The organism is Saccharopolyspora soli (genome assembly GCF_022678645.1).
Taxonomy (GTDB): Bacteria; Actinomycetota; Actinomycetes; order Mycobacteriales; family Pseudonocardiaceae; genus Saccharopolyspora; species Saccharopolyspora soli.
In genome coordinates this window covers 1-26,215 of sequence record NZ_JALBWV010000012.1, presented here as the reverse complement: position 1 = coordinate 26,215, position 26,215 = coordinate 1, and the positions used below count along the sequence as shown (strand labels likewise).

Below are 26,215 nucleotides of genomic sequence, written 5' to 3'. Positions count from 1 at the left end.
GGTCCTCAATTTTCGAGATGAAGGGCACCTTTGACCGAGTAAGTCGGTCGAAGGTGCCCTTCACTCACCACCCTTCCGGGTGTTCGTCGCCTCGTTTAGAAGAAGGTGCGGACCAAGTCGACCACCGCGTCACCGTCGACCACCGGGATCAGCGTCCACTTGTCGAACACCGTGCAGGGGTGGGAGAGGCCGAAACCCAGCCAGTCGCCGATTCGCGGATCGGCGTCCCGAATGGTCAGGAACGCGTGCTGGTCGGCCAGCGCCGTCACCTGGCAGGAACCGGCGGCCAACTCCCGGACGACTCCGTCGGCGCCCCGGATCACCTGCGGTTCCGGTAGTTCCTGGTCGTAGGAGACGTCCCGGCGGCCCATGGTCAGCAGTGCTAGGCCCGGTTCGGGCCGCGAGGTCACCTGCGCCCACACCCGCATCGCGGGCTGGAACGGCGTTTCCGAACCGGGCAGCCGGTGCTCGCGGCCGAACGGCGAGCGAACCCGGTAGAAACCGTCGTCGTGCAGCAGATATCCACCGCTGCGCAGCACCGGCACGACCGGCACCTCGACGGGCCAAGGCTCGATGAACGCCTCGGCGACCTGGTCGAAGTACGCGCTGCCACCGCAGGTCACGATCACCTCGTCCAAACCCGAGAAGTGCCCGGCTTTGGCCAGATCCGCGACCAGCGCGCGCAGCCGCCGAAGGTATTCGTCCACAGTGGAAATCGCCGACTCGCTGACATCGTGCGCCAGCGCGCCCTCGTAACCACCGACCCCGACCAACCGCAGCACCGGGCTGTTGACCACGGCGTCCGCGATCTCGCGGGCCTCGGCGATCGTGCGCGCGCCCGTTCGGGCACCGTCGTTGCCGAGCTCGACCAACACGTCGACCTGCCGGGACGCGCCGTGCCGGGCGAGTGCCTCGGCCATCAGGTGCACGCCGCGCACCGAGTCGACGAAGCAGCTGAACGAGAAGTCCGGATCCGCGTCGAGCTCAGCTGCCAGCCACGCCAACCCGCTGCCGTCCAGCAACTGGTTGGCCAGCAGGATTCGCGACACGCCGAACGCGCGGTACACCCGCAGCTGGCTGATGTTGGCCGCCGTGATGCCCCAAGAACCGTGCTCCAACTGCCGCTCGAACAACCGCGGGGCCATCGTCGTCTTGCCGTGCGGCGCGAGTTGCAGGCCGTGCGCGGCGCACCAGTCCGCCATGGTTCGCAGGTTGTGCCGCAGCGCGGCGTCGTCGAGCACCAGCAGCGGGCCGACGAAACCCGCGTCGAACAACTTCGGGCGCTGTTCGAGGAAGTCACCGACGGTGCTGCCGAAGGCTTCGGACGGCATGCCCTTGAAACGCCAGTCGATGCGCTCGTCGTGCAGTGAGCGCACCGCGGCGCTGTTGATCCCCCGTGCCGACACGAAAGCCTCCTATTGCGCAAAATGCAACATGTATTGCGTAACGTGCTAGCTAGGTAAGTACCATTCGACGTCGCAGTGCGTCAACGGACGGAGTCGCCGGTGAGTCAGAGCTTGGAACGCGGTCTGACCGTGCTGACCGCGCTGGCCGCTGGACCGCAGACGCTCGACCAACTCGCCCAGCGCTTGGGCGTGCACAAATCGACCGCGATGCGGCTGCTGCGCACCCTCGAAGCGGGCCGCTTCGTGCGCCGCGAGGACGTGCACCACTACCGTCTCGGCAGCGCCCTGTTCGACCTGGCGCACCGCGCCCTGGAAGATCTGGACGTGCGCGGTGTGGCCCAGCCGCACCTGGTCGAGTTGGGGGAGATCAGCGGGCACACCGTGCACCTGGCGACCCTGGAGGACGACCAGGTCGTCTACATCGACAAGGTCGACAGCAAGCATCCGGTGCGGATGTACTCCCGCATCGGCCGCCGCGCGCCCGTGCACTGCACAGCCGTGGGCAAGGCGCTGGTGGCCGACTGGCCGTCGCGCCAGCGCCGCCAGTTCGCGCAGCAGCTCAGCTACCCCCAGTTGACCGCGAACACGATCGACTCGGCCGAGCGGTTCCTGGCCGAACTGGACCGGGTGCGGGTCCAGGGCTATGCGGTGGACCGCGGCGAACACGAGGACTTCATCCACTGCGTCGGGGCCCCGATCCGCAACCACCGCGGCGAAGTCGTCGCGGCCGTGTCGCTGTCGGTGCCCAAGGTACTGCTGGACTTCGACGGCCTGCTGGGGCTCGTCGATGACGTGCTGCGCGCCGCCGGTGGGGTATCCGCCGAGCTGGGGTGGCAGCAGGAAAACCCGCAACGAAAGGAAGTCTGATGGCCAGGACCGTGGTCAGCACCGACAAAGCCCCGAAGCCGCCCGCGAACATCCCGCTGTCGCAGGGCATCCGCAAGGGCAACATCCTGCAGGTCGCGGGGCAGACCGCGGTCAGCCCGGCGACCGGCAAGGTCGTCGAGGGCGGCGTCGCGGAGCAGACCGAGCAGGTGCTGCGCAACGTCATCGCGATCCTAGAGGCCGAGGGCGGCTCCCTGGACGACGTGCTGATGCTGCGCGTCTACCTCACCGACACCGCGCACTTCGCGGAAATGAACGAGACCTACGCGCGCGTGGTCGGCGAACCGTTCCCGGCCCGCACCACGGTCTACGTCGGCCTCCCCCAGGGCCTACTCGTCGAGATCGACGCCCTCGCCGTCCTAGGCGACTGATCTACCCGAGGTGAGGGGCACCCTTTACCAAGTAAGTTGGTGAAGGGTGCCCCTCACGCTTCACCTGAACGTGTTGGGGTGCGCGGATCGGGACCTGCGCGACCGCTCAGTCGCGGCGCCCGGTGACGGCGATGGACAGGCCGAGGCCGATCATGGCGAAACCGCCCACGCGCTGGACGATCGCCAACCGGCGCGGGGCGCTGGCGATCCAGTCGCGCGCCTTGGCCGCGAACAGACCCCACGCGCTGTCCGAGACCAGCGCGATGGCGATCGGGATCAACCCCAGCAGCAACATCTGAACCGGCACGCCGCCCAGCGCGGGATCGACGAACTGCGGCACCACCGCGGTGAAGAAGATGAACGTCTTCGGGTTCGCCACGCCCACCACGACGCCCTCCCGCAACGTCCGCAGGTTGCCCAGGGGCGGCGATTGCTCGGGCAGGGCCGCAGCCAGCGGGCGGCTGCTGCGCAACGCCTTGATGCCCAGGTAGATCAGGTACAGCGCGCCCGCGATTTTGATCACGGTGAACGCCACCAACGACTGCGTCACCACGGCACCCAGGCCCAGCGCGATCGCGGCGCAGGCCAGATAGCAGCCGATGGCGTTGCCCACGACGCTGGTCAACGCGATGCGCCTGCCATGGGCCAGGGCGCGGCCCACCACGAACAGCACACTCGGCCCAGGCATCGCGATGAGCACCAGCGAAATCGTGGCGAACACCAACAACCGATCAACGGAAACCATTTTCCAGTGCACCTCCTGGGCCAGCCTGACAAGTCCCCGCACCGGGCACCACTGATTAAGTGCCGTCCCATCGAAGGCCGCTGGATCAGTAGACCGGGCCGGTGTACTTCTCGCCTGGTCCCCGGCCCGGTGCGTCCGGGTGGGTCGAGGCTTCGCGGAACGCCCGCTGCAAGGTCTGGAGGCCGTCGCGGATCGGGCCCGCGTGCGGTCCGAGGTATTCGACGGAGGCGGTGACCAGACCGGCCAGCGCCGTGATCAGCCGTCGCGCCTCGTCCAGGTCGCGTGCCGCGGCCGTGTCCGGGTCGTCAGCGGCCAGCCCAAGCTTCTCCGCCGCCGCGGACATCAGCATCACCGCCGCCCGGCTGATCACCTCGACGCTGGGAACATCCGCGAGCTCACGGACGTTGAAATCATTGTCTGCGTCGTGCGCTGGCTCACCGGTCGTCTGGTCGGCCGTGTCGGTCAGGGGTGCGGTTGGCTGCGGATCGGTCACGCCTGCTACCCTGACACGCACGACCAGCCCCTGTGTACGCGGGGGCGGCAAAGTGGAGTCCCGCTCCCACCCGAGTAGCCGCCACAGGCTTCCGGGTCCCGGTCCTGTTGGCGGCGCGAGCCGTCGGCGGCACGAACGGTATTGCGGTACCGGTTCGATCGGTTTGGAGTCAGGGTCCCGCGGTCCGCGCAGGCGGAAACCGACGGGACCTCTGCATTCCGGGGTGAGCTCTACGCGCCGCGGTGCAGTCAACCACAGCCATCGAACCGAGGAGGGCCCATCAGCTCCGAGACGCGCATCAATGACCGCATCCGGGTTCCGGAGGTCCGCTTGGTCGGACCGAACGGGGAACAGGTCGGGATCGTCCGCATCGAGGACGCGCTGCGACTTGCCCAGGAAGCGGATCTGGACCTTGTCGAGGTCGCCCCGCAGGCGCGCCCGCCGGTCTGCAAGCTCATGGACTACGGCAAGTTCAAGTACGAGAGCGCGCAGAAGGCTCGCGAATCGCGCCGCAACCAGCAGCAGACCGTCATCAAGGAGCAGAAGCTCCGGCCGAAGATCGACCCGCACGACTACGAGACGAAGAAGGGCCACGTGTCCCGCTTCCTCAACCAGGGTCACAAGGTCAAGGTGACGATCATGTTCCGCGGTCGCGAGCAGTCGCGTCCCGAGTTGGGTTTCCGCCTGCTGCAGCGACTGGCCGATGACGTGTCCGACCTCGGGTTCATCGAGGCGAACCCGAAGCAGGACGGTCGGAACATGATCATGGTTCTTGCGCCGCACAAGTCGAACAAGACCAAGCCCAAGGCGAACGCGTCGTAAGACCCTGTCGCCAGGGCTCGTGATGTTGTGACGCCGGGCGGGACGCGATCCGCTCCCCCGCCCGGCATCAGTACGAAACGAGGACGAAGAGATGCCGAAGAACAAGACCCACAAGGGCACCGCGAAGCGCTTCAAGGTGACCGGTACGGGCAAGTTGCGGCGCGAGCAGGCCGGTCGTCGACACATCCTGGAGAAGAAGTCCAGCCGTGTGACCCGTCGGCTTGAGGGCACCGAAGCGGTGGCCAAGGCTGACGTCAAGCGCATCAAACGACTGCTGGGTCGCTGAGCCGATCTTGCTGCCCCCGATCGGACAGCAGCAGGTCAGCAACGCAGTTCCAGCCACCCGCACGGGCGGTCTCCCGCCCCCGATGAGATAACAGGACGGACCCCGTGGCACGCGTCAAGCGGGCAGTCAACGCCCAGAAGAAGCGCCGCACCATTCTTGAGTCGGCCCGCGGTTACCGCGGTCAGCGCTCCCGGCTGTACCGCAAGGCCAAGGAGCAGATGCTCCACTCGATGACCTACGCCTACCGCGACCGGCGCGCCCGCAAGGGCGACTTCCGGAAGCTGTGGATCACCCGCATCAACGCCGCGAGTCGGCAGCACGGGCTGAGCTACAACCGCTTCGTGCAGGGCCTGAAGGCCGCCGAGGTCGAGGTGGACCGCAAGATCCTGGCCGAGCTCGCGGTCAACGAGCCGCAAGCGTTCGCCGCGCTGGTCGAGGTGGCGCGCAAGAACCTGCCGGAGAGTGCGGCCTGATCGCCGAACGCACTTCTGCCGCATCGCGACCCGGGACGAGCACTCCGCTGACGGAGCGATCGTCCCGGGTCGCGGTCGCTCGCAAGCTCACCCGCCGCGCTGGCCGGGAGAAAGCCGGGGCGTTCCTCGCCGAAGGCGCCCAGGCAGTCGGCGAGGCGCTGGCCGCGAACGCGGACGGAACGCTGCGGGTGCGCGATGTGTTCGCCACCGAGCAGCCCCGGCACGTTGAGCTCGTGGCACGGGCTCGGGCGCAGTCTGTGCCAGTGCACCTGGTGACCGAGCGGGCTGCGGCCTCGTTGTCGGAGACGGTGACGCCGCAAGGTCTGATCGCGGTCTGCGACCTGCCGGACACCAGCTTGGCCGCCGCGTTGGCCGAGCGGCCCGAACTGGTCGCCGTGCTGGTCGGCGTGGCCGACCCAGGCAACGCCGGAACGGTGGTCCGGGTCGCCGATGCCGCCGGAGCCGGGGCTGTGCTGTTCGCCGGTGACACCGTCGACGCCTTCAACGGCAAAGCGGTGCGGGCTTCCACCGGCAGCCTCTTCCACCTGCCCATCGCGCGGGACCGCGACGTCACCGCCGTGCTCGCCGCCTGCCGCGCGGCCGGGCTCCGACTGGTCGGCGCCGACGGTCACGCCACCAGCGACCTCGACGCGGCCGACCGCGGCGGCGACCTCGCCGCACCCACGGCGTGGGTGTTCGGCGGCGAAGCGCACGGCCTGCCAGCCGAGGTCAAGTCCGAACTGGACACCACCCTGCGGGTGCCGCTGTACGGCCGAGCGGAAAGCCTCAACCTGGCCACCGCCGCAGCGGTCTGCCTCTACGCCTCCGCCCGCGCCCAACACCGCTAGCCGCGTAGAGCGACAGTTGTAGGCAAAACTGTCCCTGGACGTGTCGGCTGGATCTCCGCGAAATTGGATTGGGGCCGTCGCATAGACTCTAGGGGCCAGCTTGCGGCTTGAGTCGTATGCCAACGTGCAGGTTCGCCGCCCCCTGGGCGCAACGGGTCCAGGAAACGGGCAACGGTGCCTGTCGGATCAACGGGAGTCACGCACTAACGATGTCTGGAGCCAACGACTCGTACGACCCGAAAGAGGTCGCCGCGCTGTCGCCGGAGACGCTGGACCGCGCGGTGGTCGAGGCCAGCAAAGCCTTCGCCGCGGCCGCCGATCTCGATGCGCTGGCCGCCGTCAAGCCCGCGCACCTCGGCGACCGCTCGCCGCTGCTGACCGCGCGCCGGGAGATCGGCGCGCTGCCGCCGAAGGCGCGAGCCGAGGCGGGCAAACGCGTCAACCAGGCCCGCGAGGCGATCCAGAGCGCCTTCGACGAGCGCCGCGCCGCGCTGCAAGCGGAGCGCGACGAGCGGGTGCTGCGCGACGAGACGGTGGACGTCACGCTGCCGTGGGACCGGGTCCCGGCCGGTGCACGGCACCCGATGACGCAGGTCATCGAGCGGGTCGAGGACACCTTCGTGGCGATGGGCTGGGAGGTCGCCGAGGGACCCGAGCTGGAGACCGAGTGGTTCAACTTCGACGCGTTGAACTTCGGCAAGGACCACCCGGCGCGCACCATGCAGGACACCTTCTACGTGGCGCCGGAGAACTCCGGGCTGGTGCTGCGCACCCACACCTCGCCGTCGCAGGTCCGCGCGCTGCTGGACCGCGAGCTGCCGGTGTACGTGGTCTGCCCCGGCCGCACCTTCCGCACCGACGAGCTCGACGCCACCCACACCCCGGTGTTCCACCAGGTCGAGGGCCTCGCGGTGGACAAGGGCCTGACCATGGCGCACCTCAAGGGCACCCTGGACGCGTTCGCCCGCTCGATGTTCGGACCGGACTCCAAGACCCGGCTGCGGCCGTCGTTCTTCCCCTTCACCGAGCCGTCGGCGGAGATGGACATCTGGTTCCCGGAGAAGAAGGGCGGGGCTGGCTGGGTCGAGTGGGGCGGCTGCGGCATGGTCAATCCGAACGTGCTGCGCGCCTGCGGCGTCGACCCCGAGGTCTACACCGGTTACGCGTTCGGCATGGGGCTGGAGCGCACGCTGCAGTTCCGCAACGGCATCCCGGACATGCGCGACATGGTCGAAGGCGACGTCCGGTTCACCCAGCCGTTCGGCATCTGATGCCCACCGACACCACCCACCTGAACGAGAGAAGGGCCTGACCAAGTGCGGATTCCGGTTTCCTGGTTGGCCGAGCACCTTGAGCTGCCCGAGGAGACGACCGCGGAGACGTTGGCCGAAGCGTTCGTCCGGATCGGGTTGGAGGTCGAGGAGGTCACCCACCTGACGCAGGTGCGCGGGCCGCTCGTGGCCGGTCGGGTCGTCCAGATCGAGGAGCTCGCCGAGTTCAAGAAGCCGATCCGGTACTGCCAGGTCGAGGTCGGCGAGACCGAGTCCGGGCAGCCGCGGGTGCAGGGCATCATCTGCGGTGCCAGCAACTTCCAGGAAGGCGACCTGGTCGTGGTCGCCCTGCCCGGCACCGTGCTGCCCGGCGACTTCGAGATCACCGCGCGCAAGACCTACGGCAAGGTCAGCGAGGGCATGATCTGCTCGGCCAAGGAGCTGGGCATCGGTGAGGACCACGCGGGCATCCTGGTGCTGCCCTCCGGTTCGGCCAGTCCCGGCGACGACGCGGTCGCGCTGGTGGGCTTGGACGACGCGATCATCGAGCTGTCCATCACCCCGGACCGCGGCTACTGCTTCTCGGTGCGCGGCTTGGCCCGCGAGCTGTCCAACGCGCTGGAGCTGCCTTTCGGCGATCCGGGCCTGCGGCCGGTCCCGGCCGACGACCGGCCGTCCCGGAAGGTGGAGCTGCGCGACCCGGACGCCTGCTCGCGGTTCGTGTTCCGCCGGGTCACCGGGGTTGACCCGACCGCACCGAGCCCGTGGTGGATGCGCCGCCGTCTGGCGCTGGCCGGGATCCGTTCCATCTCGCTGGCCGTGGACATCACCAACTACGTGATGCTCGAACTCGGCCAGCCGCTGCACGCCTTCGACACCGCGAAGCTGACCGGTGACCTGGTGGTGCGCCGCGCGGAGCAGGGGGAGAAGCTGACCACGCTGGACGGTCTGTCCCGCGAGCTGGACCCGGACGACATCGTGATCTGCGACGAGACCGGTCCGGTGTCGCTGGCTGGCGTGATGGGCGGGGAAAGCACCGAGATCAGCCACAACACGCGCGACGTGCTGCTGGAGGCGGCGAACTGGGATCCGGCCAGCATCGCCCGCACCATCCGAAGGCACAAGCTGCCCAGCGAGGCGGGCAAGCGCTTCGAGCGGTCGGTGGACCCGGCGATCGCCGCCGTGGCCACCGAGCTGGCCGCGCAGCTGCTGGTCCGCTACGGCGAGGGCACCATCGTGCCCGGCCGCACCGATGTCGGGGAGCCGAAGCCTCCCGCGCCGGTGACCATGCCGCTGGCGTTGCCGGACAAGATCGCTGGGGTGAACTACGAGCGCGGGGTGACCGCGCGACGGCTTGGTCAGATCGGCTGCCGCATCGAGGTCAGCACGTCCGACGAAGGCGTTGGCCTGGTCACCGCGACTCCGCCGACTTGGCGGCCCGACCTGTTGCAGCCCGCCGACCTGGTGGAGGAGGTGCTGCGCCTGGAGGGCTACCAAACGATCCCCTCGGTGCTGCCCGCGGCGCCGCCCGGACGTGGGCTCACCGCCGCGCAGCGCCGCAAGCGCGCCGTGTCGCGGGCGCTGGCCGGTGAGGGCTACGTCGAGGTGCTGCCGTTCCCGTTCGTCGGCGAGGCGACGCTGGACGCCTTCGGCCTGGCGGAGGACGATCCCCGGCGACGCACCGTTTCGGTGCTCAACGCGCTGGAAAGCGACCGGTCGCTGCTGACCACGACGCTGTTGGCCGGGCTGGTCGAAACCATGCAGCGCAACGTATCCCGAGGCCAGCGCGACCTCGCGCTGTTCCACATCGGACAGATCGTGCAGCCTGCGGAGAACCAGCCGCCGGTGCCCGAGGTCGGCGTCGCCAAGCGGCCCACCGACGACGAGCTCGCCGCACTGCACGCCGCGCTGCCAGCGCAACCGACGCACGTCGGCGTGCTGCTGGGCGGTCAGCGCGAGCGGGCTGGCTGGTGGGGCAAGGGCCGCGAAGCGAGCTGGGCGGATGCGGTCCAAGCAGCGCGCGTGGTCGCGTCGGCCGCCGGGGTCGAACTGACCGTGCGGGCCAGCGCGTTCGCCCCTTGGCATCCCGGCCGGTGCGCGCAGCTGGAGGTCGGCGGCACCGTGGTCGGCCACGCCGGTGAGCTGCACCCGAAGGTCGTCGAGGCGCTCGGTCTGCCGAAGCGGACCTGCGCGATGGAACTGGACCTGGACGCCCTGCCGCTGACCGACCGCCGCCCGGCGCCGCAGATCTCGCCCTACCCGCCGGTGCTGATGGACATCGCGCTGGTGGTGGACGACAGCGTGGCCGCGGCCGAGCTGATCGAAGTGGTCCGCACCGGCGGCGGCGACCTGCTGGAGGACGTGCGGCTGTTCGACGTCTACGCGGGAGAGCAGCTCGGCGAGGGCAAGAAGTCCCTGGCCCTGGCCCTGAGCTTCCGCGCGCCGGACCGAACCCTCAAGCAGGAGGAGGCCACCGAGGCCCGCGACGCGGCGGTCCAAGCCGCCACCCAACACCTCGGCGCCACCCTGCGCACCTGACCCGCTCACCCGATCAGGGCGGAGTGAATGGCACCTTCGACCGGCTTACTCGGTCGAAGGTGCCCTTCGCTCTTCATCCGGATGGGGTCGTCAGGATGTGACGGCGCACTGGCCTCGGTCCGCGTGGACCGGGCCTGCCGCGTTGGGGCGGACGTCGAAGTCGAAGATCGCCGCTGGCACGTACAGCGTGCAGCAGGCGTTCGGGATGTCGACGATGCCGCTGATCCGGCCCTCGATGGGCGCCGAGCCGAGCAGCAGGTATGCCTGTTCGCCGGTGTAACCCCACTTCTTGAGGTACTCGACGCCGTTCAGGCAGGCTCGCCGGTAGGCCACCGTGGCGTCCATGTAGTGGTTCGTGTCCGTGTCGTGGTCCACCGAAATCCCCGAGAAGGACAGGAACTCCGAGTACCGCGGCTCGACGTTGCCCGGCATGAACAGCGGGTTGGTGGTCACGCCGTACTTCGCCATGCCGTCCTTGATGACGTCGACGTGCAGATCGATGAAACCGCCCATTTCGATCGCACCGCAGAAGGTGATCTCGCCGTCGCCCTGGCTGAAGTGCAGATCACCCATGGACAGCTTCGCCTTGTCCACGAAGACCGGGAAGAAGACCCGCGACCCTCGGGTGAAGTTCTTGATGTCCTGGTTCCCTCCGTTCTCCCGGGCCGGGACGGTCCGGGCACCCTCGTTGGCGATTCGCTCCGCGTCGCTGCCGTCGGCCTGACCGCACAGCGCGCCAGGTGCGGTGGGCGGCAGCCCCAGCGGCGGAACCCGGTTCGGATCGGTGTCGATGAGCGCCTTCTCCCGCCGGTTCCACTTGGCCAGCAGATCGGCCGAGGGAGCGGTACCGATCAGGCCGGGGTGCGTGATGCCGGTGTAGCGGATGCCGGGAAGGTGCCGCGAGGTGCACTGCTGCCCGTGGAAGTCCCAGACCGCCTTGTAGGCGTCCGGGAAGTAGTCCGTCAGGAAGCCGCCACCGTTGGCCTTGGCGAACACACCGGTGTAGCCCCAGCCCTGGCCCGGCGCGTCACCGACCTGCTGCGGGACCGGACCGAGGTCGAGCAGGTCGACGACCAGCAGGTCGCCTGGTTCCGCGCCTTCGACACCGATCGGCCCGCTGAGCATGTGCGTGAGATCCAGGTTGACGTCCCGCACGTCGTTGGCCGAGTCGTTGTTGCCGAGTTGCGCATCGGTCCAATCGCGGCATTCGACGCGGAACTCCTGGCCGGGCCGAACCATGGCGGCCAGCGGGATGTCCGGGTGCCACCGGTTGTGCCCGGGTACTGCCTGTTCGCGCATCGACTTCGACTGGTCGACGCTGAAGATCACTTCTGGCATGGGAGAACCTCCTCGCGGATGCGCAGGTCAGTGGGGTGTGGGCATGGCCCGTTGGCCCCACCGGAAGCCCCGAAGCGACCACACGCCGGTGGTGATCAACCACAGTGCGACGAACACGACGACGCCGAAGACGAGCAGCGCCAGCGCGATGGTGTTCGGGTTCTGCCAGTAGCCGGTCATGACCAAGAAGGACGGAATCGCGCCGGTGACCCAGCCCTCGATCGCGGCCACCCAGCCGGTGTAGCGGGTGAGGCTTTCGATCTTGAGGCCCAGCAGCAGGAAGAACAACAACCACAGGAACGACCAGTAGAGCCAGATCACCCCGAACGGGCTGTCGCCCAGCAGCCGGAAGTTCGCGAAGGAATAGCCGAGCGCCATGATGGCGACGAACAACGAGAACCAACCGACGCCGCTGCTGTCGAAGTCGCCGAGCAGACCGATTCCGACGTAGAGGTAGGTGAAGCCGAACAGGTAGATGCCTGATGCGTTGAGGATCGTGGCGGGATCCGTGAGGTTCGCCACGATCAGGATCGTCGGCGTGATCACCTGGAGACCACCGACGAAGACGTTGAACACGGCGATCGCCTTCGGATCAGCCTTGCCCAACAGCATCACGCCGTTGAGGAACAGCACGGCGCCGACGTACAGCAATCCCACGTATGCCACCGATGACACCTCCGGTGGTGTCTGCGTCCGTCAGGGGCGTGGCAGCCGGGACAGTGCTCGGTGCGGCTGGGGCACCGGCTGCTTTCTCGGCACCTCCGCGACGACCTCCGGTTCTTCGCGGCAACGCTGCTCGCGGTCGAGCGCGGCACGGAGCTGCTCGGGCGCGGTGGTCAGGTGCGGTGCGGAGAAGACCCTGCGGGCGGGCCGCCCGCATTCGGGACAGTGATGTGAGTCCGACGCCGTTCCCATCGGCTGGTGCGTCTCGAAGCGACCGCACCGGGAGCAGTCGTACTCGTAAGTCGCCATGGCCTTTCCCGGAGACCTAGCTCGATCTCGCCTTCGGACCGCCGACGGGCGACAACGCAGGCCGGCGCCCAACTTGAGGAGACTCCGGGCGGCTCTGCGCTGTCAAGGGGAGGAATGCCCCCGCGGTTCCCGGCTGCCCGGAGCCGTTGTTGACCCCAAGTGCAGGTCTAACTGATAATTCCCACCCAGAAGTGTGAACACTGGTCGGATGCGGTCACGACATGCGAGCGATGCCGCGCCGACATGATCAGAATGGGTGGCTTCCCGTGCGTCCGCGACACGATTCCGTCGGCCACGTCATCCTGACCGCATGGATGTGTCCGTCCTGCGACGTCGCCGGACGAACCGCACCCGAGAACGAGCCCGAGTGCTGGAACTGCGGCGGCCAAGTCATGGTCACCGCGCGCCCGGCGGTGCCCGCGGGCAGCTTCAACAGCGGAACCGGCACGACAAAGGGCCTGTGATCACCTCTCCCAGCAGGGGCCACTGGGCATTCCGGCGAAACCGTCCCCGTTCGATGATCGGACTGGCACGATAGGTGGGTGTCGGACGTCGGCGGTGCCCGGAGCATGCAGGAGATCATCCGGGCGCGGCAGAGCGATGACTTCGTCGGCCGTCAACAGCAGCGCGACGATTTCCGCGCCAACCTGCGATGCCCGCCCGACACCCGCAAGTTCGTCTTCGCCCTGCACGGCCAGGCCGGTATCGGCAAGACCCACCTGCTTCGGCAGCTGCACGGCATCGCGCTGGAAATCGGTGCACTCACGGCCAGGACCGACGAGAACGAAACTGACCTCGTCGCCCTGATGGCCGCGGTTTCCCGGCAGATCGCTGGGCAGGGCGGCGAGACCCGCGGCTTCAGCCAGCGCTTCGCCGACTACCAGCGTCGGCGGGACGAGGTGCTGGCCGATCCGCAAGCGCCATCGGCAGCTCGGGAGCTGCTCACCACCAGCGCGGTTCGCGTCGCGTTCAGCGCCGTGCGCGCGCTGCCCTGTCTCGGCGTGCTCGCCGATGCGGTAACCCCTGAAGAGGCCAACACCTGGCTGGACCAGGCCAGCGCTTTCTTCGCCGCCAAGTTCCGCAACCACGCCGACGTCCAACTGCTGCTGTCGCCCGTCGACGACCTCGCTCCGCTGCTCGTCGATGATCTGCGCCGACTCGCGCAACACCGGCAGCTGGTGCTGATGTTCGACAACTTCGAGCGCACCACCGAGATCGTCGAGCCTTGGCTGCTCCGCCTGCTGGAAGGGCATTTCGGCGAGCTGCCCACCACGTTGGTGCTCGCCATCGCCGGGCAATACCCGCTGGACGTGAACAAGTGGGGCGAGTACGCCGCGATCACGGTGGATTGGCGGCTGGATCCGTTCACCGACGATGAAGCGCGGACCCTGTTGCGACGCAAGGGGGTCAGCGACCAGCCGACCATCGAGGTGATCCTGGAACTGTCGGGCAGGTTACCGCTGTTGGTCGCCACGCTCGCCGACGGACCCCACACCGGCGGTGCGGTCCAAGACCTCAGCGGCATGGCGGTGGAGCGGTTCCTGAAGTGGGAACCGGACGCCGCCCGGCGGTCGGACGTGCTGCTGGCGGCGTTGCCCCGAGTGCTCGACGAGGACGTGCTCGCGGTGCTCGCCGGGCCGCGGCGGGCCGCCGGGTTGTTCCAGTGGTTGCGCGAATTCCCGTTCGTCGTGGAAAGCCACGGCCGCCTGCACTTCCAGCAGGTGGTCCGCGGGCCGATGGTGCGGCACGGGCGCGGTCGGTCGCCGAGCCGGTTCGCCGAGCTGCACCGGGCGCTGTTCGCGCACTACCGCAACCGCCGACTCGGCCTCGGCCTGTCCGAACGCCATTGCTGGGCGGACGCGGAGTGGCGGCGCCTGCTCTTCGAGGAGACCTACCACCTGCTGTGCGCTGACTCGCGGCGGTCGTTGAGTTCGGGGCTGCGGGCCGGAGCCGATGTGTGCCTGGCCGGTGCCGTCGCGGCTCGCCACTGGCTGGACATGCTCGCCGAGGCCGGGCGCGATGCGGATGACCCGGCGATCGCGGAATGCGTCCGTGCGCTTCGCGGCGACGGCGAACCCGACCCGATCGAGCTCCGCCGGAAGATCATCGACCGCGCCGATTCGACCCAACGAAGCGTGGCGCGAACCCCGGCGGTGCCCTGGAGCCGAAGCGATGCCGATCCAACGGCGCGACCGGCGGTCGCCGGAGCAGGTGGGGCAGCCGGAGTTCCCGGAGCCGGTTTCGACAGCGGGGCTGGAGCTTTCGGACCGGGGATCGGTGGTGGCGCTGGAGGACTTGCCAGTGGACTGGGCGGCGCGGGATGGAGTGCACCCGGCACAGGCGGTGCCGCGAGCGCGGGCGGAGCCGCTGGCCGTGGCGGAGCGCTCGGTGCGAGTTCGCAACGCGGCGATGACGAGGAGCATCAGCGCCCGTCCTGGCTCGCGGACGACGATGACGACTGGTTCGACGACATGCCGAAAGCAGCCCCACCGGTCATCGGGCTGTGAGTCGGTGACCCGATGGCGTGCTTCAGCGGGTGGTGACGTCGATCGAGGTCCGGGTGGCGAATTCGTGGGCGGTGATGCCCATCAGGACCAGGTACTGGGCTCCGCCGCAGAGGAACTCTTGGTCGCGCAGCCGACCTTCCTCACGGAAGCCGAGTTTGCCGTGCAGCGAAAGGGAAGCGTAGTTGCAGCCGTAGATACCGATCTCGCACTTGCCGTAGCGGCGTTGGCCGAACATGTACGCGAGCAGGATGCTGATGGCGTCGTCGGCGTAGCCGAGGCGGCGGTGCTGCGGGCCGATCCCGATGCCGTAGGAGAACCGGCCGGATCCCGGTTCGGCCTGGGTGGTGCACATCGAGCCGACCAGTGTCCGGTCGTCCCGGGTCTCGATCGCGAGCTGGAAGTCGTCGCCGGAGCCGGGGTGGTTCGCCCGGTGCGCCGCCCAATGCCGATACCCGTCGACCTGCTGGTAGCGGCCGTGCGCGGAATCCCGGTCGAACCGGATCAGCGTGCGCCGGTCCGCGGGCTCGATCTCGCGCAATCGCACCCGCCGCCCCACCCAGGCCGGCGTCGTGATCGACGTCAAGGCGCGGCGGGCCACCGATCCTGGGCGCGGCGGGATCATCGTCATCAGCCCCGATGATGCCGGGCGGGGCCAGTCGATCTCGCAGCGGGGTCGAGGTGTTGCGACGGCATTGCCACCGGGTTTCGCCCTGGTGAGACATAGCGTTTTTTGGTGACGCTGCTTCAGCGGTTCGAGGTTTTCGAACCGCTGAAGCAGCTGACTGAACCGAATCAACCCCGGAAAATCGTCCGTTCGGGATCAAGAGCGCCTGCGACCAAACACCGGGCCACAGGTGCTCCGCATCCGTGTTCTCCGCCTGGTCTGGCTGCTGGCGTGGCGTGGAAGGATTTGGGGGATCGTCCCGTTCGTCTCGATGCTCCGCCGCTCTTCGAAAACCGGTTTGATTGATATTGCATCAACGTGCATAATTATCCGCATGACGGTTCGAGTGGCGGTGGCCGGTGCGAGTGGTTACGCGGGTGGAGAGCTGCTCCGCCTGCTGCTGTCGCACCCGGAAGTGGAGATCGGTGCGTTGACCGCGGGCGGCAGCGCGGGGAGCGCGCTCGGGCAACACCACCCGAACCTGCTCCCGCTGGCCGACCGCGTGCTCACCGAAACCACGGCCGCCGAGCTCGCCGGGCACGACGTCGTCTTCCTCGCGCTCCCGCACGGCCACTCCGCGGCCATCGCAGCCGAGCTCGGCGAGGACACCGTCGTCATCGACTGCGGTGCTGACCACCGGCTCAACGACCCAGCCGACTGGGCCCGCTGGTACGGCGGCGAGCACTCCGGCACCTGGCCGTACGGCATCCCCGAGCTCCCCGGCGCCCGGCAGCGGCTACGCCGCGCCAAGCGCGTCGCCGTCCCCGGCTGCTTCCCCACGGTGTCCTCGCTGGCGCTCGTCCCCGCGCTGGCCGCCGGGCTGGTCGCTCCGGATGCGGTCGTCGTCGCGGTCACCGGCACCTCCGGTGCCGGTCGCGCGCTCAAGCCGCACTTGCTCTCGGCCGAGGTGATGGGCTCCGCCAGCGTCTACGGCGTGGGCGGCGCGCACCGGCACACGCCGGAGCTGGTGCAGAACCTCACCGCTGTGGCGGGGGAACCGGTGACGGTGTCGTTCACCCCGGTGCTCGCGCCGATGTCGCGCGGCATCCTGGCGACCTGCTCGGCGCCGCTGCGCCCCGGCGCGGACGCCGACGCCGCGCGCAAGGTCTACCTCGACGCCTACGGCGACGAACCGTTCGTGCACGTGCTGCCCGAGGGGCAGTGGCCGCAGACTTCCGCCACGCTCGGCGCGAACACCGTCCACCTGCAGCTGGCGGTCGATCCGGACGCGGGGCGGCTGATCGTCGTCGGCGCGGAGGACAACCTCACCAAGGGCACCGCAGGTGGCGCCGTGCAGTGCATGAACCTCGCGGTCGGGCTGCCGGAGACCACCGGGCTGCCGACCGTCGGAGTGGCCCCGTGACCAGGCTCAAGCTGCGCCTGCACGACGAGCCGTTGGCGGTCGGCCTGGTTCCCGCGCACGCCAACCTCGCGCTGACCGGCGGCAACGCGCCGATCCACGGCAGCCTCACCACCGAGGCGGGCCGCACCATCGTCTTCCCGCACTGCCTGGCCGCCGAAGCCGGACCCGAGGTCCGGGTGGAGGGCCCGTTCCAGGCGCTGGAGGTCGACGGCCCGCTGGACTTCGCGCTGACCGGCGTTCTGGCCGCGCTGCTGGTGCCGCTGGCCGACGCCGGGATCAGCGTCTTCACCCTGTCCACGTTCGACACCGACTGGATCCTGGTCCCGGCCGACGCGGCCGGGAAAGCAGCCGGCGCGCTGAACGCCGCAGGACACACCGTGGAGGAGGCGTCATGAGTAGCGATGTGTCAACCTCGGTCCTCCTCAACCGCACCCCAGGGGACCGTGACGCAAGCCAGCCACAAAAAACTTCGAAACGTGAGATTCGTGGTGGACGCCACTACCACTGTGAATCGCGGAGAGGTGGGACGCAATGAGCGTTACCGGACCTGCTGGCTTCCGGGCGGCGGGGATCGCCGCCGGGATCAAGGCCGGTGGCGCGCGCGATCTCGCGCTCGTCGTCAACGACGGACCGCAGCAGGCCGCGGCCGGGGTGTTCACCACCAACAAGGTCAAGGCCGCGCCGGTGCTGTGGTCGCAGCAGGTGCTGCAGGAGCGCAAGCTGCACGCGGTGGTGCTCAACTCCGGCTGCGCCAACGCCTGCACCGGCCCGGAAGGTTTCCAGGACACCCACGCCACCGCCGAGCAGGTCGCCGACGTGCTCGGTGTCGGCGCCATCGAGGTGGCGGTCTGCTCCACCGGCCTGATCGGCGATCGGCTGCCGATGGACGCGTTGCTGTCCGGTGTGGACACCGCGGCCAAGGCGTTGGAAGCGACGGACCAGGCCGGTCTCGATGCCGCCAGCGCGGTGCTCACCACCGACACCAAACCCAAGCAGGCCTTCGGCAGGCACCCGGCGGGCTGGTCCGTCGGCGGCTTCGCCAAGGGTGCGGGGATGCTCGCACCGAACATGGCCACCATGCTCAGCGTGCTCACCACCGACGCCGTGATCAGCGGTGACTCCCTCGACGCCGCGCTGCGCGCCGCCACCCGCGTCACCTTCGACCGGCTGGACGTCGACGGCGGCACCTCCACCAACGACACCGTGCTGGTGCTGGCTTCCGGTGCCTCGGGCGTCGAACCGTCCGAAGAGGACTTCGTCGAACTGCTCACCGAGGTCTGCGCGGATCTCGTCCGGCACTTGCAGGGCGACGCCGAAGGCGTGACCAAGACCATCGACATCACCGTGCGCGGCGCGGTAAGCGAGGCCGACGCGGTCGCGATCGGCCGCACCATCGCCGAGGACAACCTGGTCAAGACCGCGATGTTCGGCTCCGATCCGAACTGGGGCCGGATCGCGATGGCACTGGGCCGGGTCGATGCCGAGATCGACGTGGCCAAGCTGGAGATCGCCACCAACGGCGTCACGCTGTTCTCCGGTGGCACCAAGGCCCGCGACCGCAGCGAGGCCGACCTGTCCGGCCGCGAGATCGAGATCGTCGTGGACCTGCACCTCGGCGAGCAGGCGGCGACCATCCTGACCACCGACCTGTCCCACGGCTACGTCGAAGAGAACAGCGCGTACTCGTCATGACCCAGCAAGAAACCAGCGACCGGCTGGCGACCGCGGCCGAGAAGGCCAGCGTCCTCGTCGAGGCACTTCCGTGGTTGCAGCGCTTCCACGGCGCGACCGTCGTCGTGAAGTACGGCGGCAACGCGATGGTCGACGACGAGCTCAAGCGGGCTTTCGCGCACGACATGGTGTTCCTGCGGCTGGCCGGACTGCATCCGGTCGTGGTGCACGGCGGCGGCCCGCAGATCACCGCCATGCTCGACCGGCTCGGCCTGGAAGGGGAGTTCCGCGGCGGCCTTCGGGTGACCTCACCGGAGACCATGGACGTGGTGCGCATGGTGCTGGTCGGGCAGGTGGGGCGCGAACTTGTCGGACTGATCAACCAGCACGGCCCGTACGCGGTCGGCATGTCCGGCGAGGACGCCCGGCTGTTCACCGCCGAGCGGCGCACCGCCACGGTCAACGGTGAAGCCGTGGACGTCGGGCTCGTCGGCGACGTCGTGTCGGTCAACGCCGACGCGGTGCTGGACCTGATCAAGGCCGGGCGCATCCCGGTCGTCTCGACCGTGGCGCCCGACGTCGACGGGGTCGTGCACAACGTCAACGCCGACACCGCCGCCGGGGCGCTGGCCGTCGCGCTCGGCGCCGAGAAGCTCGTGGTGCTCACCGACGTCGAGGGGCTGTACACGAACTGGCCGGACCGCTCCTCGCTGGTGTCCCGCCTGGATGTCGACCAGCTGGCTGAACTGCTGCCCAACCTGGCGTCCGGGATGGTTCCGAAGATGGAGGCATGCTTGCGCGCGGTGCGCGGCGGGGTGCCGCGGGCGCACGTGATCGACGGCCGCCTGGCGCACTCGGTGCTGCTGGAGGTGTTCACCAGCGCCGGAGTCGGCACGATGGTGCTGCCGGTGCGAACAGAGGAGGGCGAGAACTGATGACCAGCAACACCACGGGCGCGCAGCGCTGGGGTGCGTCCATGATGGACAACTACGGCACCCCGAAGCTGACCTTCACCAGTGGTTCGGGCTGCGAGCTGACCGACGCGGACGGCAAGACCTACCTGGACTTCGTCAGCGGCATCGCGGTGAACGCGCTCGGCCACGCGCACCCCGCCGTGGTGCGGGCCGTCTCCGAGCAGGTCGCCAAGCTCGGCCACGTCTCCAACCTCTACGTGCACGAACTCGGCCTGACGCTCGCCGAGCGGTTGCTCGACCTGGCCGAGGCGACCGGGCAGGGCCGGGTGCTGTTCTGCAACTCCGGCGCCGAAGCCAACGAAGCCGCGTTCAAGATCGCGCGCCTGACCGGCCGGGCCAAACTCGTCGCCACCCACGGCGGCTTCCACGGCCGCACCATGGGTGCTCTCGCACTCACCGGCCAGCCCGCCAAGCAGCAGCCGTTCGAGCCGATGCCGCCCGGCGTGGTGCACGTGCCCTACGGCGACGTGGCCGCGCTGGAGTCCGAAGTGGACGACAACACCGCGGCGGTGTTCCTGGAGGCGATCCAGGGCGAGAACGGCGTGATCGTGCCGCCCGAGGGCTATCTGCAGGCTGCGCGCGAGATCGCCACCCGCAACGGCGCGCTGCTCGTGCTGGACGAGGTGCAGACCGGCATCGGCCGCACCGGATCGTGGTTCGCCTTCCAGCGCGCGGGCATCGTGCCGGACGTGATCACGCTGGCCAAGGGCCTCGGCGGCGGTCTGCCGATCGGCGCCTGCATCGGCATCGGCGCCGCTGGCGACCTGCTGCACCCCGGTCAGCACGGCACCACCTTCGGCGGCAATCCGGTGGTCTGCGCGGCAGCGCTCGCGGTGCTGGACACCATTGCCGCGGACGGCCTGCTCGAACACGTCGAGCAGGTGGGCAAAGACCTGGTCACCGGTGTGCAGCAGCTCGACCACCCGCTGATCGGCGAGGTGCGCGGCGCTGGCCTGCTCATCGCCATCGGCCTGACCGCGCCGGTGTCGGCCAAAGTCGCCGCCGCAGCTCAGGACGCCGGATTCCTGGTCAACCCGATCCAACCGGACGCCATCCGGCTCTGCCCACCGCTGATCGTCCGTCCCGAGCAGGTGCAGCGACTCGTCGCCGCGCTGCCCGCCCTGCTCGATGCTGCCAAGGAGACCCACTGATGACCCGGCACTTCCTCCGCGACGACGATCTCAGTCCCGACGAACAGACCGAGGTCCTGGACCTCGCCGACCAGTTCAAGGCGGATCCGCTCGGTTTCGACGAGTTGGCCGGGCCCAAGTCGATCGCGGTGATCTTCGAGAAGAACTCCACCCGCACCCGGCTGTCCTTCGAGGTCGGCATCGCCCAGCTCGGCGGCCAGCCGATCGTGGTGGACGGCCGGATGATGCAGCTCGGCCGCGAGGAAACGATAGAGGACACCTCGCGGGTGCTGTCCCGCTACGTCGACGCCGTGGTGTGGCGGACCTTCGCGCAGGCCCGCATCGACGCGTTGGCCTCGGTATCGGCCGTGCCGGTGATCAACGCGCTCACCGACGAGTTCCACCCCTGCCAGGTGCTCGCCGACCTGCAGACCATCCGGGAACGGCACGGCCAGCTCGCCGGGCTGACCATGACCTACCTCGGCGACGGCGCCAACAACATGGCGCACTCGCTGATGGTCGGCGGCGCCACCGCCGGGATGCACGTCCGCATCGGTGCGCCGGAAGGCTTCCGGCCACTGGACTGGGTGCTGGAGGCGGCCACCAAGCGGGCCGTGGAGACCGGCGGCTCGGTCGAGCTGTTCAACACCCCGAAGGGCGCGGTCGACGGCTCGGACGTGCTGGTCACCGACGCCTGGACGTCGATGGGGCAGGAGAACGACGGCAAGGACCGGGTCACCCCGTTCCGGCCGTTCCAGCTCAACGCCGAACTGCTGGCCGCCACCGGCAAGCCCGACACCAGCGTGCTGCACTGCCTGCCCGCGCACCGCGGCATGGAAATCACCGACGATGTCATCGACGGCCCGGCCAGCGCCGTGTTCGACGAGGCCGAGAACCGCCTGCACGCGCAGAAGGCGCTGCTGGCGTGGCTGGTGCGACGACGATGACGACCAGGGTCGCGCGGCAAGCCCGCATCATCGAACTGGTCGCCTCGACGGGCATCCGCAGCCAGACCGAACTGGCCAAGCTGCTCGCCGACGACGGCATCGACGTCACCCAGGCGACGCTGTCCCGCGATCTCGACGAGCTCGGTGCGGTCAAGCTGCGCGGCGCTGACGGCGGGGCGGCGGTCTACGTCATCCCAGAGGACGGCAGCCCGGTCCGCGGCGTGCAGGGCGGCACGTCGCGGCTGAGCCGACTGCTCGGCGAACTGCTCGTCGGTGCCGACGGCGCGGGCAACCTGACCGTGCTGCGCACCCCACCGGGCGCGGCGCAGTTCCTGGCCAGCGCCATCGACCGGGCATCGATGCCGGAGGTGGTCGGCTCCATCGCCGGGGACGACACGGTGATGATCGTCGCCCGCGAACCTCTCACCGGCCACGAGTTGGCCGACCGGTTCAACGCCATGGCCGCCGGTGGCCGACAATCCGAAGTGGACGCCGAATCGTCCACACTGGAACAACCGGCGCCTGGCCCCGACGAGTGAAGGTTGGCGATTTCGCGAGAAATTGCCAACCCGCGCAAAACCGACACGACCGAGGGAACATCGTGACGCAGCAAGGCAGTGAGCCCACCAAGCTCTGGGGCGGCCGGTTCGCCTCCGGCCCGGCCGAGGCGATGGCCGCGCTGAGCCTGTCGACCCACTTCGACTGGCGCCTGGCGCCCTACGACATCGCCGGTTCGCGAGCCCACGCCCGCGTGCTGCACCGAGCTGGCCTGCTCACCGCCGACGAACTGGAACGAATGCTCGCGGGCCTGGACACCCTGGCCGCGGACGTCGAGGCAGGCACCTTCCAGCCGGTGCTCGACGACGAGGACGTGCACACCGCGCTCGAACGGGGACTGCTGGAACGAGTCGGCCCGGAACTCGGCGGCAAGCTGCGCGCCGGTCGCTCCCGCAACGACCAGGTCGCCACGCTGTTCCGGATGTGGCTGCGGGACGCCAACCGCCGGGTGGTCTCCGGAGTCCTGGACGTCGTCGATGCCCTCGTCTCCCAGGCCACCAAGCACCCGGCCGCGGTGCTGCCCGGACGCACCCACCTCCAGCACGCACAGCCGGTGCTGCTGGCGCACCACCTCCTCGCGCACTGCCAGGCGCTGCTGCGCGACGTCCAGCGCTTTCGCGACTGGGACGCCCGCACCGCGTACTCGCCCTACGGCTCGGGCGCCCTGGCGGGCTCCTCGCTCGGGCTCGACCCCCAGGCCGTCGCCGCCGAACTCGGCTTCGCCGGTGCCGTCGACAACTCCATCGACGGCACCGCTTCGCGCGACTTCGCCGCGGAAGCGGCGTTCTGCCTCGCGATGCTCGGCGTCAACCTCTCCCGGATCGCCGAAGAGGTGATCATCTGGAACACCGCTGAATTCCGCTACGTGACCCTCGACGACGCCTGGGCAACCGGCAGCTCGATCATGCCGCAGAAGAAGAATCCGGATGTCGCCGAACTGGCCCGCGGCAAGTCCGGACGGCTCATCGGCAACCTCAGCGGCCTGCTGGCCACGCTGAAGGCGCAGCCGCTGGCCTACAACCGCGACCTGCAGGAGGACAAGGAACCGGTTTTCGACTCGGTCGAGCAGCTGGAACTGCTGCTGCCCGCGATGGCGGGCATGCTCGCCACCCTGACCTTCCACACCGGGCGGTTGGCCGAACTCGCGCCCGCCGGGTTCACCCTCGCCACCGACATCGCGGAATGGCTGGTCCGCCAAGGGGTTCCGTTCCGGGTGGCGCACGAGGCGTCGGGGGAGTGCGTGCGCACCGCCGAAGCCCGCGGCGTCGGCCTGGAGGCCCTGACCGACGAGGAACTGGCCGCGGCCAATCCCGCGCTGACCCCGAAGGTGCGCGAGGTGCTCAACGTCGAAGGCTCCATCGCCTCCCGCGATGCGCACGGTGGCACTGCCCCCAACAGGGTCGCCGAACAGCGCGAACGCGTAGCGGCCGTGGTGCGGGAACATCGCGAGTGGCTGTCTAAGTGATCACGGTTCGGCCACAACCGGTAGTGTCATGGGTGTGAGTCAGGTGACACGCGACGAACTAGCCCTCGATCCGCTGTGGGTGGCCCGCCGGTTGCTCGGCTGCGAGCTGCGCTCGACCAGCCCGCAGGGCGAGGTTCGCGTGCGCCTGGTCGAGGTGGAGGCGTACCGCGGCATGGACGACCCCGCGTCGCACTGCTACCGGGGTCGCACCGAGCGCAACGCCGTGATGTTCGGCCCCGCTGGCCACCTCTACGTCTACTTCGTCTACGGGATGCACTTCTGCATCAACGTGGTGTGCCTGACCGACGGCGTCCCCGGCGCCGTGCTGCTGCGCGCCGGTGAGGTCACCGCGGGCTGGGAACTGGCCCGCACCCGGCGCCCGGCGGTCCGCAAGGACACCCAGTTGGCCAGCGGTCCAGCGCGGCTGGCCGGGGTCCTGGGCATCACGCGGGACCACAACGGGGTCGATCTGACGAGTCCGACGTCCTCGATCCGACTGCACAACGGCACCCCGGTCAGCGAGGACGACATCCGCAGCGGTCCCCGCGTCGGCGTGGCCGCCGCGATGGACCTGCCCTGGCGAACCTGGGTGGACGGGTCCACGGCGGTCAGCTCCTACCGGCGTGGCAGTCGTCGCCGCATCCAGGCCCGGACGTAAACGCGGTTGCGGGGATGCGCGAAACTGAACTGCGTGAGCGAGCACATCCTTGACGAGCTGACCTGGCGCGGACTGATCGCGCAGTCCACCGATCTCGACTCGCTGCGGCGAGAACTGGACGACGGGCCGCTCACCCTCTATGCCGGTTTCGATCCGACCGCGCCCAGCCTGCACGCCGGGCACCTGATCCCGATCCTGACCCTGCGCCGCTTCCAGCAGGCCGGGCACCGGCCGGTGGCGCTCGCCGGTGGTGCCACCGGGCTGATCGGCGACCCGCGCGACGTCGGCGAGCGCAACCTGCACGACGAGAACACGGTGCTGGAGTGGACCGAGAAGATCCGCACCCAGCTCTCGGCGTTCGTCGACTTCGACGACTCGCCGACCGGCGCGATCATGGAGAACAACGCGCACTGGACCGCTGATCTGTCGGTCACGTCGTTCCTGCGGGACATCGGCAAGCACTTCTCGATCAACACGATGCTGGCCCGCGATACCGTCAAGCGGCGGCTGGAATCCGACGGCATGTCCTACACCGAGTTCAGCTACATGTTGTTGCAGGCCAACGACTACGTGCAGCTGTACCGGAAGTACGGCACCCGGCTGCAACTCGGCGGCTCCGACCAGTGGGGCAACATCATCGCCGGTGTCGACCTGGTCCGGAAGCAGGAAGCGGTCACGGCGCACGCGCTGACCCTGCCGCTGGTCACCGACGCCGATGGGCGCAAGTTCGGGAAGTCCACCGGCGGCGGCAACGTCTGGCTGGACGCGACGATGACCTCGCCGTACGCCTGGTACCAGTACTTCGTCAACGCCGCCGACGCCGACGTGGCGAAGTACCTGCGGCTGTTCACCTTCCTCGACCGCGAAGAGATCGAGGAACTCGAAAAGACCACGGTCGAGCGTCCCCAGCTGAGAGCTGGCCAGCGCAAGCTCGCCGAGGAGCTGACCACGCTGGTGCACGGTGCGGACCAGACCCGCAAGGTCATCGCGGCCAGCCAGGCGCTGTTCGGCCGAGGTGAGATCGCCGAGCTCGACGAGCCGACCCTGGACGCCGCGATGGCCGAGGTGCCGACGGCGGACGTCCGGCTCGCCGACGGGCCGACCATGGTGGACCTGCTGGTGGAGACCGGCCTGGCGGCCGGGAAGGGGGCGGCGCGACGCACCATCAAGGAGGGCGGCGCGTACGTCAACAACGAGAAAATCGCAGATGAGGAGTGGTCTCCGAACAAGGACGACTTGCTGCACGGGCGATGGTTGGTAATTCGCCGTGGTAAGCGTCACACTGCGGGCGTTCGGGTCCTGCACTAGCCTGAATTCAGCACCGGAAAGGGGCGCTGACCTGCGCGTTGGCCTCCTTCCGGGGTTGTTTGGAGCCGATTTGACTCGGCGTTGATCAAGGCGTAAATTCTTTCGAGTCAGCGCGGAACGGGCCGACATTGCGGACCGGGCACTGACATGGGGTCGCGAACCAAGCTCCTGCCTTTGGGTGGTAGAGTGGGCGCCCCGATCGGGAAAGCTGAAACATCCTCTAGTTGGGGCTTGCTGTCCCAGCATGAGGTGTGGTTTTCCTCCAGATCTTTGATGCAATAATGCTTCGGCTGCGGCCGGGCTGAATAGCGAGCTGATTTTCGGCGGCAAATCGGTGGGGGTCCCCCTGGTGAGGCCGAAAAAAGGGTCTGCTAGCCTGGCTAACGGCAAAAGCGAAAGAGGAAATGCTCCCTGGAGCTGTGACCCTGATCTGGGTTGTGGTTTCGGTGTGGGTGTGTTCTTTGAGAACTCAACAGTGGACTGTTTTGGTTAGTGTTCTTTTATGCCCCTGACTGCGCGGTT

27 protein-coding genes are annotated in these 26,215 nt (G+C 68.9%); 20 read left to right on the top strand and 7 right to left on the bottom strand.

Going from position 1 to position 26,215, the window contains the following annotated elements:
• Window positions 1-95 precede the first annotated feature (95 nt).
• Window positions 96-1,406 carry an amino acid deaminase gene (locus tag MOQ72_RS11350; protein ID WP_242182814.1) on the bottom strand — a complete coding sequence of 437 codons (1,311 nt, stop codon included), beginning with the start codon at window positions 1,404-1,406 and terminating at the stop codon, window positions 96-98.
• A gap of 99 nt (window positions 1,407-1,505) precedes the next feature.
• On the opposite strand from MOQ72_RS11350, the gene MOQ72_RS11345 reads away from it, so the two are divergent.
• Window positions 1,506-2,273, top strand: coding sequence for an IclR family transcriptional regulator (locus MOQ72_RS11345; protein WP_242182812.1), 768 nt, complete (start codon window positions 1,506-1,508; stop codon window positions 2,271-2,273).
• Complete coding sequence (locus tag MOQ72_RS11340) at window positions 2,273-2,662, top strand: RidA family protein (protein ID WP_242182809.1); 390 nt, start codon at window positions 2,273-2,275, stop codon at window positions 2,660-2,662. Before MOQ72_RS11345 ends, MOQ72_RS11340 begins: the two co-directional genes overlap by 1 nt.
• A gap of 106 nt (window positions 2,663-2,768) precedes the next feature.
• On the opposite strand, the gene MOQ72_RS11335 is transcribed toward MOQ72_RS11340, so the two are convergent.
• Entirely contained in the window at window positions 2,769-3,407 is a 639-nt protein-coding gene (locus tag MOQ72_RS11335; protein ID WP_242182807.1) for a LysE family translocator, read from the bottom strand.
• 85 nt (window positions 3,408-3,492) lie between these two features.
• Complete coding sequence (locus MOQ72_RS11330) at window positions 3,493-3,900, bottom strand: DUF1844 domain-containing protein (protein WP_372495345.1); 408 nt, start codon at window positions 3,898-3,900, stop codon at window positions 3,493-3,495.
• 279 nt (window positions 3,901-4,179) lie between these two features.
• Here MOQ72_RS11330 and infC point away from each other — a divergent pair, with 279 nt between their 5' ends.
• The 6 genes from infC (at window position 4,180) to pheT (ending at window position 10,138) form a co-directional block, all read left to right on the top strand.
• Window positions 4,180-4,722: a translation initiation factor IF-3 gene (infC, locus tag MOQ72_RS11325; RefSeq protein WP_242183061.1), complete on the top strand. Its 543-nt coding sequence runs from the start codon at window positions 4,180-4,182 to the stop codon at window positions 4,720-4,722.
• A 91-nt stretch (window positions 4,723-4,813) separates the two neighbouring features.
• Window positions 4,814-5,008, top strand: a complete 195-nt coding sequence (gene rpmI / locus MOQ72_RS11320; protein ID WP_242182805.1) for a 50S ribosomal protein L35 — start codon at window positions 4,814-4,816, stop codon at window positions 5,006-5,008.
• Between the two features lie 104 nt (window positions 5,009-5,112).
• The gene (gene rplT / locus MOQ72_RS11315; RefSeq protein WP_242182803.1) at window positions 5,113-5,481 is read left to right on the top strand and encodes a 50S ribosomal protein L20; all 369 of its coding nucleotides are present in this window, start codon (window positions 5,113-5,115) and stop codon (window positions 5,479-5,481) included.
• Window positions 5,481-6,329: a TrmH family RNA methyltransferase gene (locus MOQ72_RS11310; protein WP_242183059.1), complete on the top strand. Its 849-nt coding sequence runs from the start codon at window positions 5,481-5,483 to the stop codon at window positions 6,327-6,329. Before rplT ends, MOQ72_RS11310 begins: the two co-directional genes overlap by 1 nt.
• Window positions 6,330-6,538: 209 nt before the next feature.
• The gene (gene pheS, locus MOQ72_RS11305; RefSeq protein WP_242182801.1) at window positions 6,539-7,600 is read left to right on the top strand and encodes a phenylalanine--tRNA ligase subunit alpha; all 1,062 of its coding nucleotides are present in this window, start codon (window positions 6,539-6,541) and stop codon (window positions 7,598-7,600) included.
• Window positions 7,601-7,645: 45 nt separating this feature from the next.
• A complete protein-coding gene (gene pheT, locus MOQ72_RS11300) occupies window positions 7,646-10,138 on the top strand; it encodes a phenylalanine--tRNA ligase subunit beta (protein ID WP_242182799.1) in 2,493 nt (830 codons plus the stop codon).
• A 90-nt stretch (window positions 10,139-10,228) separates the two neighbouring features.
• Here the strand turns inward: pheT and fmdA are convergent, their stop codons facing one another.
• From fmdA to MOQ72_RS11285, 3 genes are read right to left on the bottom strand one after another with little or no spacing between them, the layout of a single operon-like run.
• The gene (gene fmdA, locus MOQ72_RS11295) at window positions 10,229-11,476 is read right to left on the bottom strand and encodes a formamidase (RefSeq protein ID WP_242182797.1); all 1,248 of its coding nucleotides are present in this window, start codon (window positions 11,474-11,476) and stop codon (window positions 10,229-10,231) included.
• Window positions 11,477-11,503: 27 nt separating this feature from the next.
• Complete coding sequence (locus MOQ72_RS11290; protein ID WP_242182795.1) at window positions 11,504-12,142, bottom strand: AmiS/UreI family transporter; 639 nt, start codon at window positions 12,140-12,142, stop codon at window positions 11,504-11,506.
• Between the two features lie 30 nt (window positions 12,143-12,172).
• The gene (locus tag MOQ72_RS11285) at window positions 12,173-12,448 is read right to left on the bottom strand and encodes an FmdB family zinc ribbon protein (protein WP_242182794.1); all 276 of its coding nucleotides are present in this window, start codon (window positions 12,446-12,448) and stop codon (window positions 12,173-12,175) included.
• A 266-nt stretch (window positions 12,449-12,714) separates the two neighbouring features.
• On the opposite strand from MOQ72_RS11285, the gene MOQ72_RS11280 reads away from it, so the two are divergent.
• Window positions 12,715-12,912 carry a hypothetical protein gene (locus MOQ72_RS11280; RefSeq protein WP_242182792.1) on the top strand — a complete coding sequence of 66 codons (198 nt, stop codon included), beginning with the start codon at window positions 12,715-12,717 and terminating at the stop codon, window positions 12,910-12,912.
• A 78-nt stretch (window positions 12,913-12,990) separates the two neighbouring features.
• Window positions 12,991-14,955: an ATP-binding protein gene (locus MOQ72_RS11275; protein WP_242182790.1), complete on the top strand. Its 1,965-nt coding sequence runs from the start codon at window positions 12,991-12,993 to the stop codon at window positions 14,953-14,955.
• A gap of 22 nt (window positions 14,956-14,977) precedes the next feature.
• Here MOQ72_RS11275 and MOQ72_RS11270 read toward each other — a convergent pair whose 3' ends face one another.
• Window positions 14,978-15,583, bottom strand: a complete 606-nt coding sequence (locus MOQ72_RS11270; RefSeq protein WP_277953927.1) for a GNAT family N-acetyltransferase — start codon at window positions 15,581-15,583, stop codon at window positions 14,978-14,980.
• Window positions 15,584-15,953: 370 nt separating this feature from the next.
• On the opposite strand from MOQ72_RS11270, the gene argC reads away from it, so the two are divergent.
• From argC to tyrS, 10 genes are all read left to right on the top strand, one after another.
• Window positions 15,954-16,982, top strand: coding sequence for an N-acetyl-gamma-glutamyl-phosphate reductase (gene argC, locus MOQ72_RS11265; protein WP_242182788.1), 1,029 nt, complete (start codon window positions 15,954-15,956; stop codon window positions 16,980-16,982).
• Window positions 16,979-17,377, top strand: coding sequence for an ACT domain-containing protein (locus MOQ72_RS11260; RefSeq protein WP_242182786.1), 399 nt, complete (start codon window positions 16,979-16,981; stop codon window positions 17,375-17,377). Before argC ends, MOQ72_RS11260 begins: the two co-directional genes overlap by 4 nt.
• Window positions 17,378-17,513: 136 nt before the next feature.
• Window positions 17,514-18,674 carry a bifunctional glutamate N-acetyltransferase/amino-acid acetyltransferase ArgJ gene (gene argJ, locus MOQ72_RS11255; protein ID WP_242182784.1) on the top strand — a complete coding sequence of 387 codons (1,161 nt, stop codon included), beginning with the start codon at window positions 17,514-17,516 and terminating at the stop codon, window positions 18,672-18,674.
• A complete protein-coding gene (gene argB / locus MOQ72_RS11250; RefSeq protein WP_242182782.1) occupies window positions 18,671-19,588 on the top strand; it encodes an acetylglutamate kinase in 918 nt (305 codons plus the stop codon). Before argJ ends, argB begins: the two co-directional genes overlap by 4 nt.
• Window positions 19,588-20,778, top strand: a complete 1,191-nt coding sequence (locus MOQ72_RS11245; protein ID WP_242182780.1) for an acetylornithine transaminase — start codon at window positions 19,588-19,590, stop codon at window positions 20,776-20,778. Before argB ends, MOQ72_RS11245 begins: the two co-directional genes overlap by 1 nt.
• Window positions 20,778-21,704 (top strand): ornithine carbamoyltransferase, encoded by a 927-nt coding sequence (gene argF / locus MOQ72_RS11240; protein WP_242182778.1) that lies wholly within the window; start codon window positions 20,778-20,780, stop codon window positions 21,702-21,704. The genes MOQ72_RS11245 and argF overlap by 1 nt, the downstream gene beginning before the upstream one ends.
• Window positions 21,701-22,243, top strand: a complete 543-nt coding sequence (locus tag MOQ72_RS11235) for an arginine repressor (protein ID WP_242182776.1) — start codon at window positions 21,701-21,703, stop codon at window positions 22,241-22,243. Before argF ends, MOQ72_RS11235 begins: the two co-directional genes overlap by 4 nt.
• A gap of 62 nt (window positions 22,244-22,305) precedes the next feature.
• The gene (gene argH / locus MOQ72_RS11230; protein WP_308197867.1) at window positions 22,306-23,727 is read left to right on the top strand and encodes an argininosuccinate lyase; all 1,422 of its coding nucleotides are present in this window, start codon (window positions 22,306-22,308) and stop codon (window positions 23,725-23,727) included.
• Between the two features lie 28 nt (window positions 23,728-23,755).
• On the top strand, window positions 23,756-24,385 hold the full coding sequence (locus MOQ72_RS11225) for a DNA-3-methyladenine glycosylase (RefSeq protein WP_242182774.1): 630 nt from the start codon (window positions 23,756-23,758) through the stop codon (window positions 24,383-24,385).
• A 33-nt stretch (window positions 24,386-24,418) separates the two neighbouring features.
• Complete coding sequence (gene tyrS / locus MOQ72_RS11220) at window positions 24,419-25,693, top strand: tyrosine--tRNA ligase (protein WP_242182772.1); 1,275 nt, start codon at window positions 24,419-24,421, stop codon at window positions 25,691-25,693.
• The last annotated feature ends 522 nt before the right edge of the window (window positions 25,694-26,215 follow it).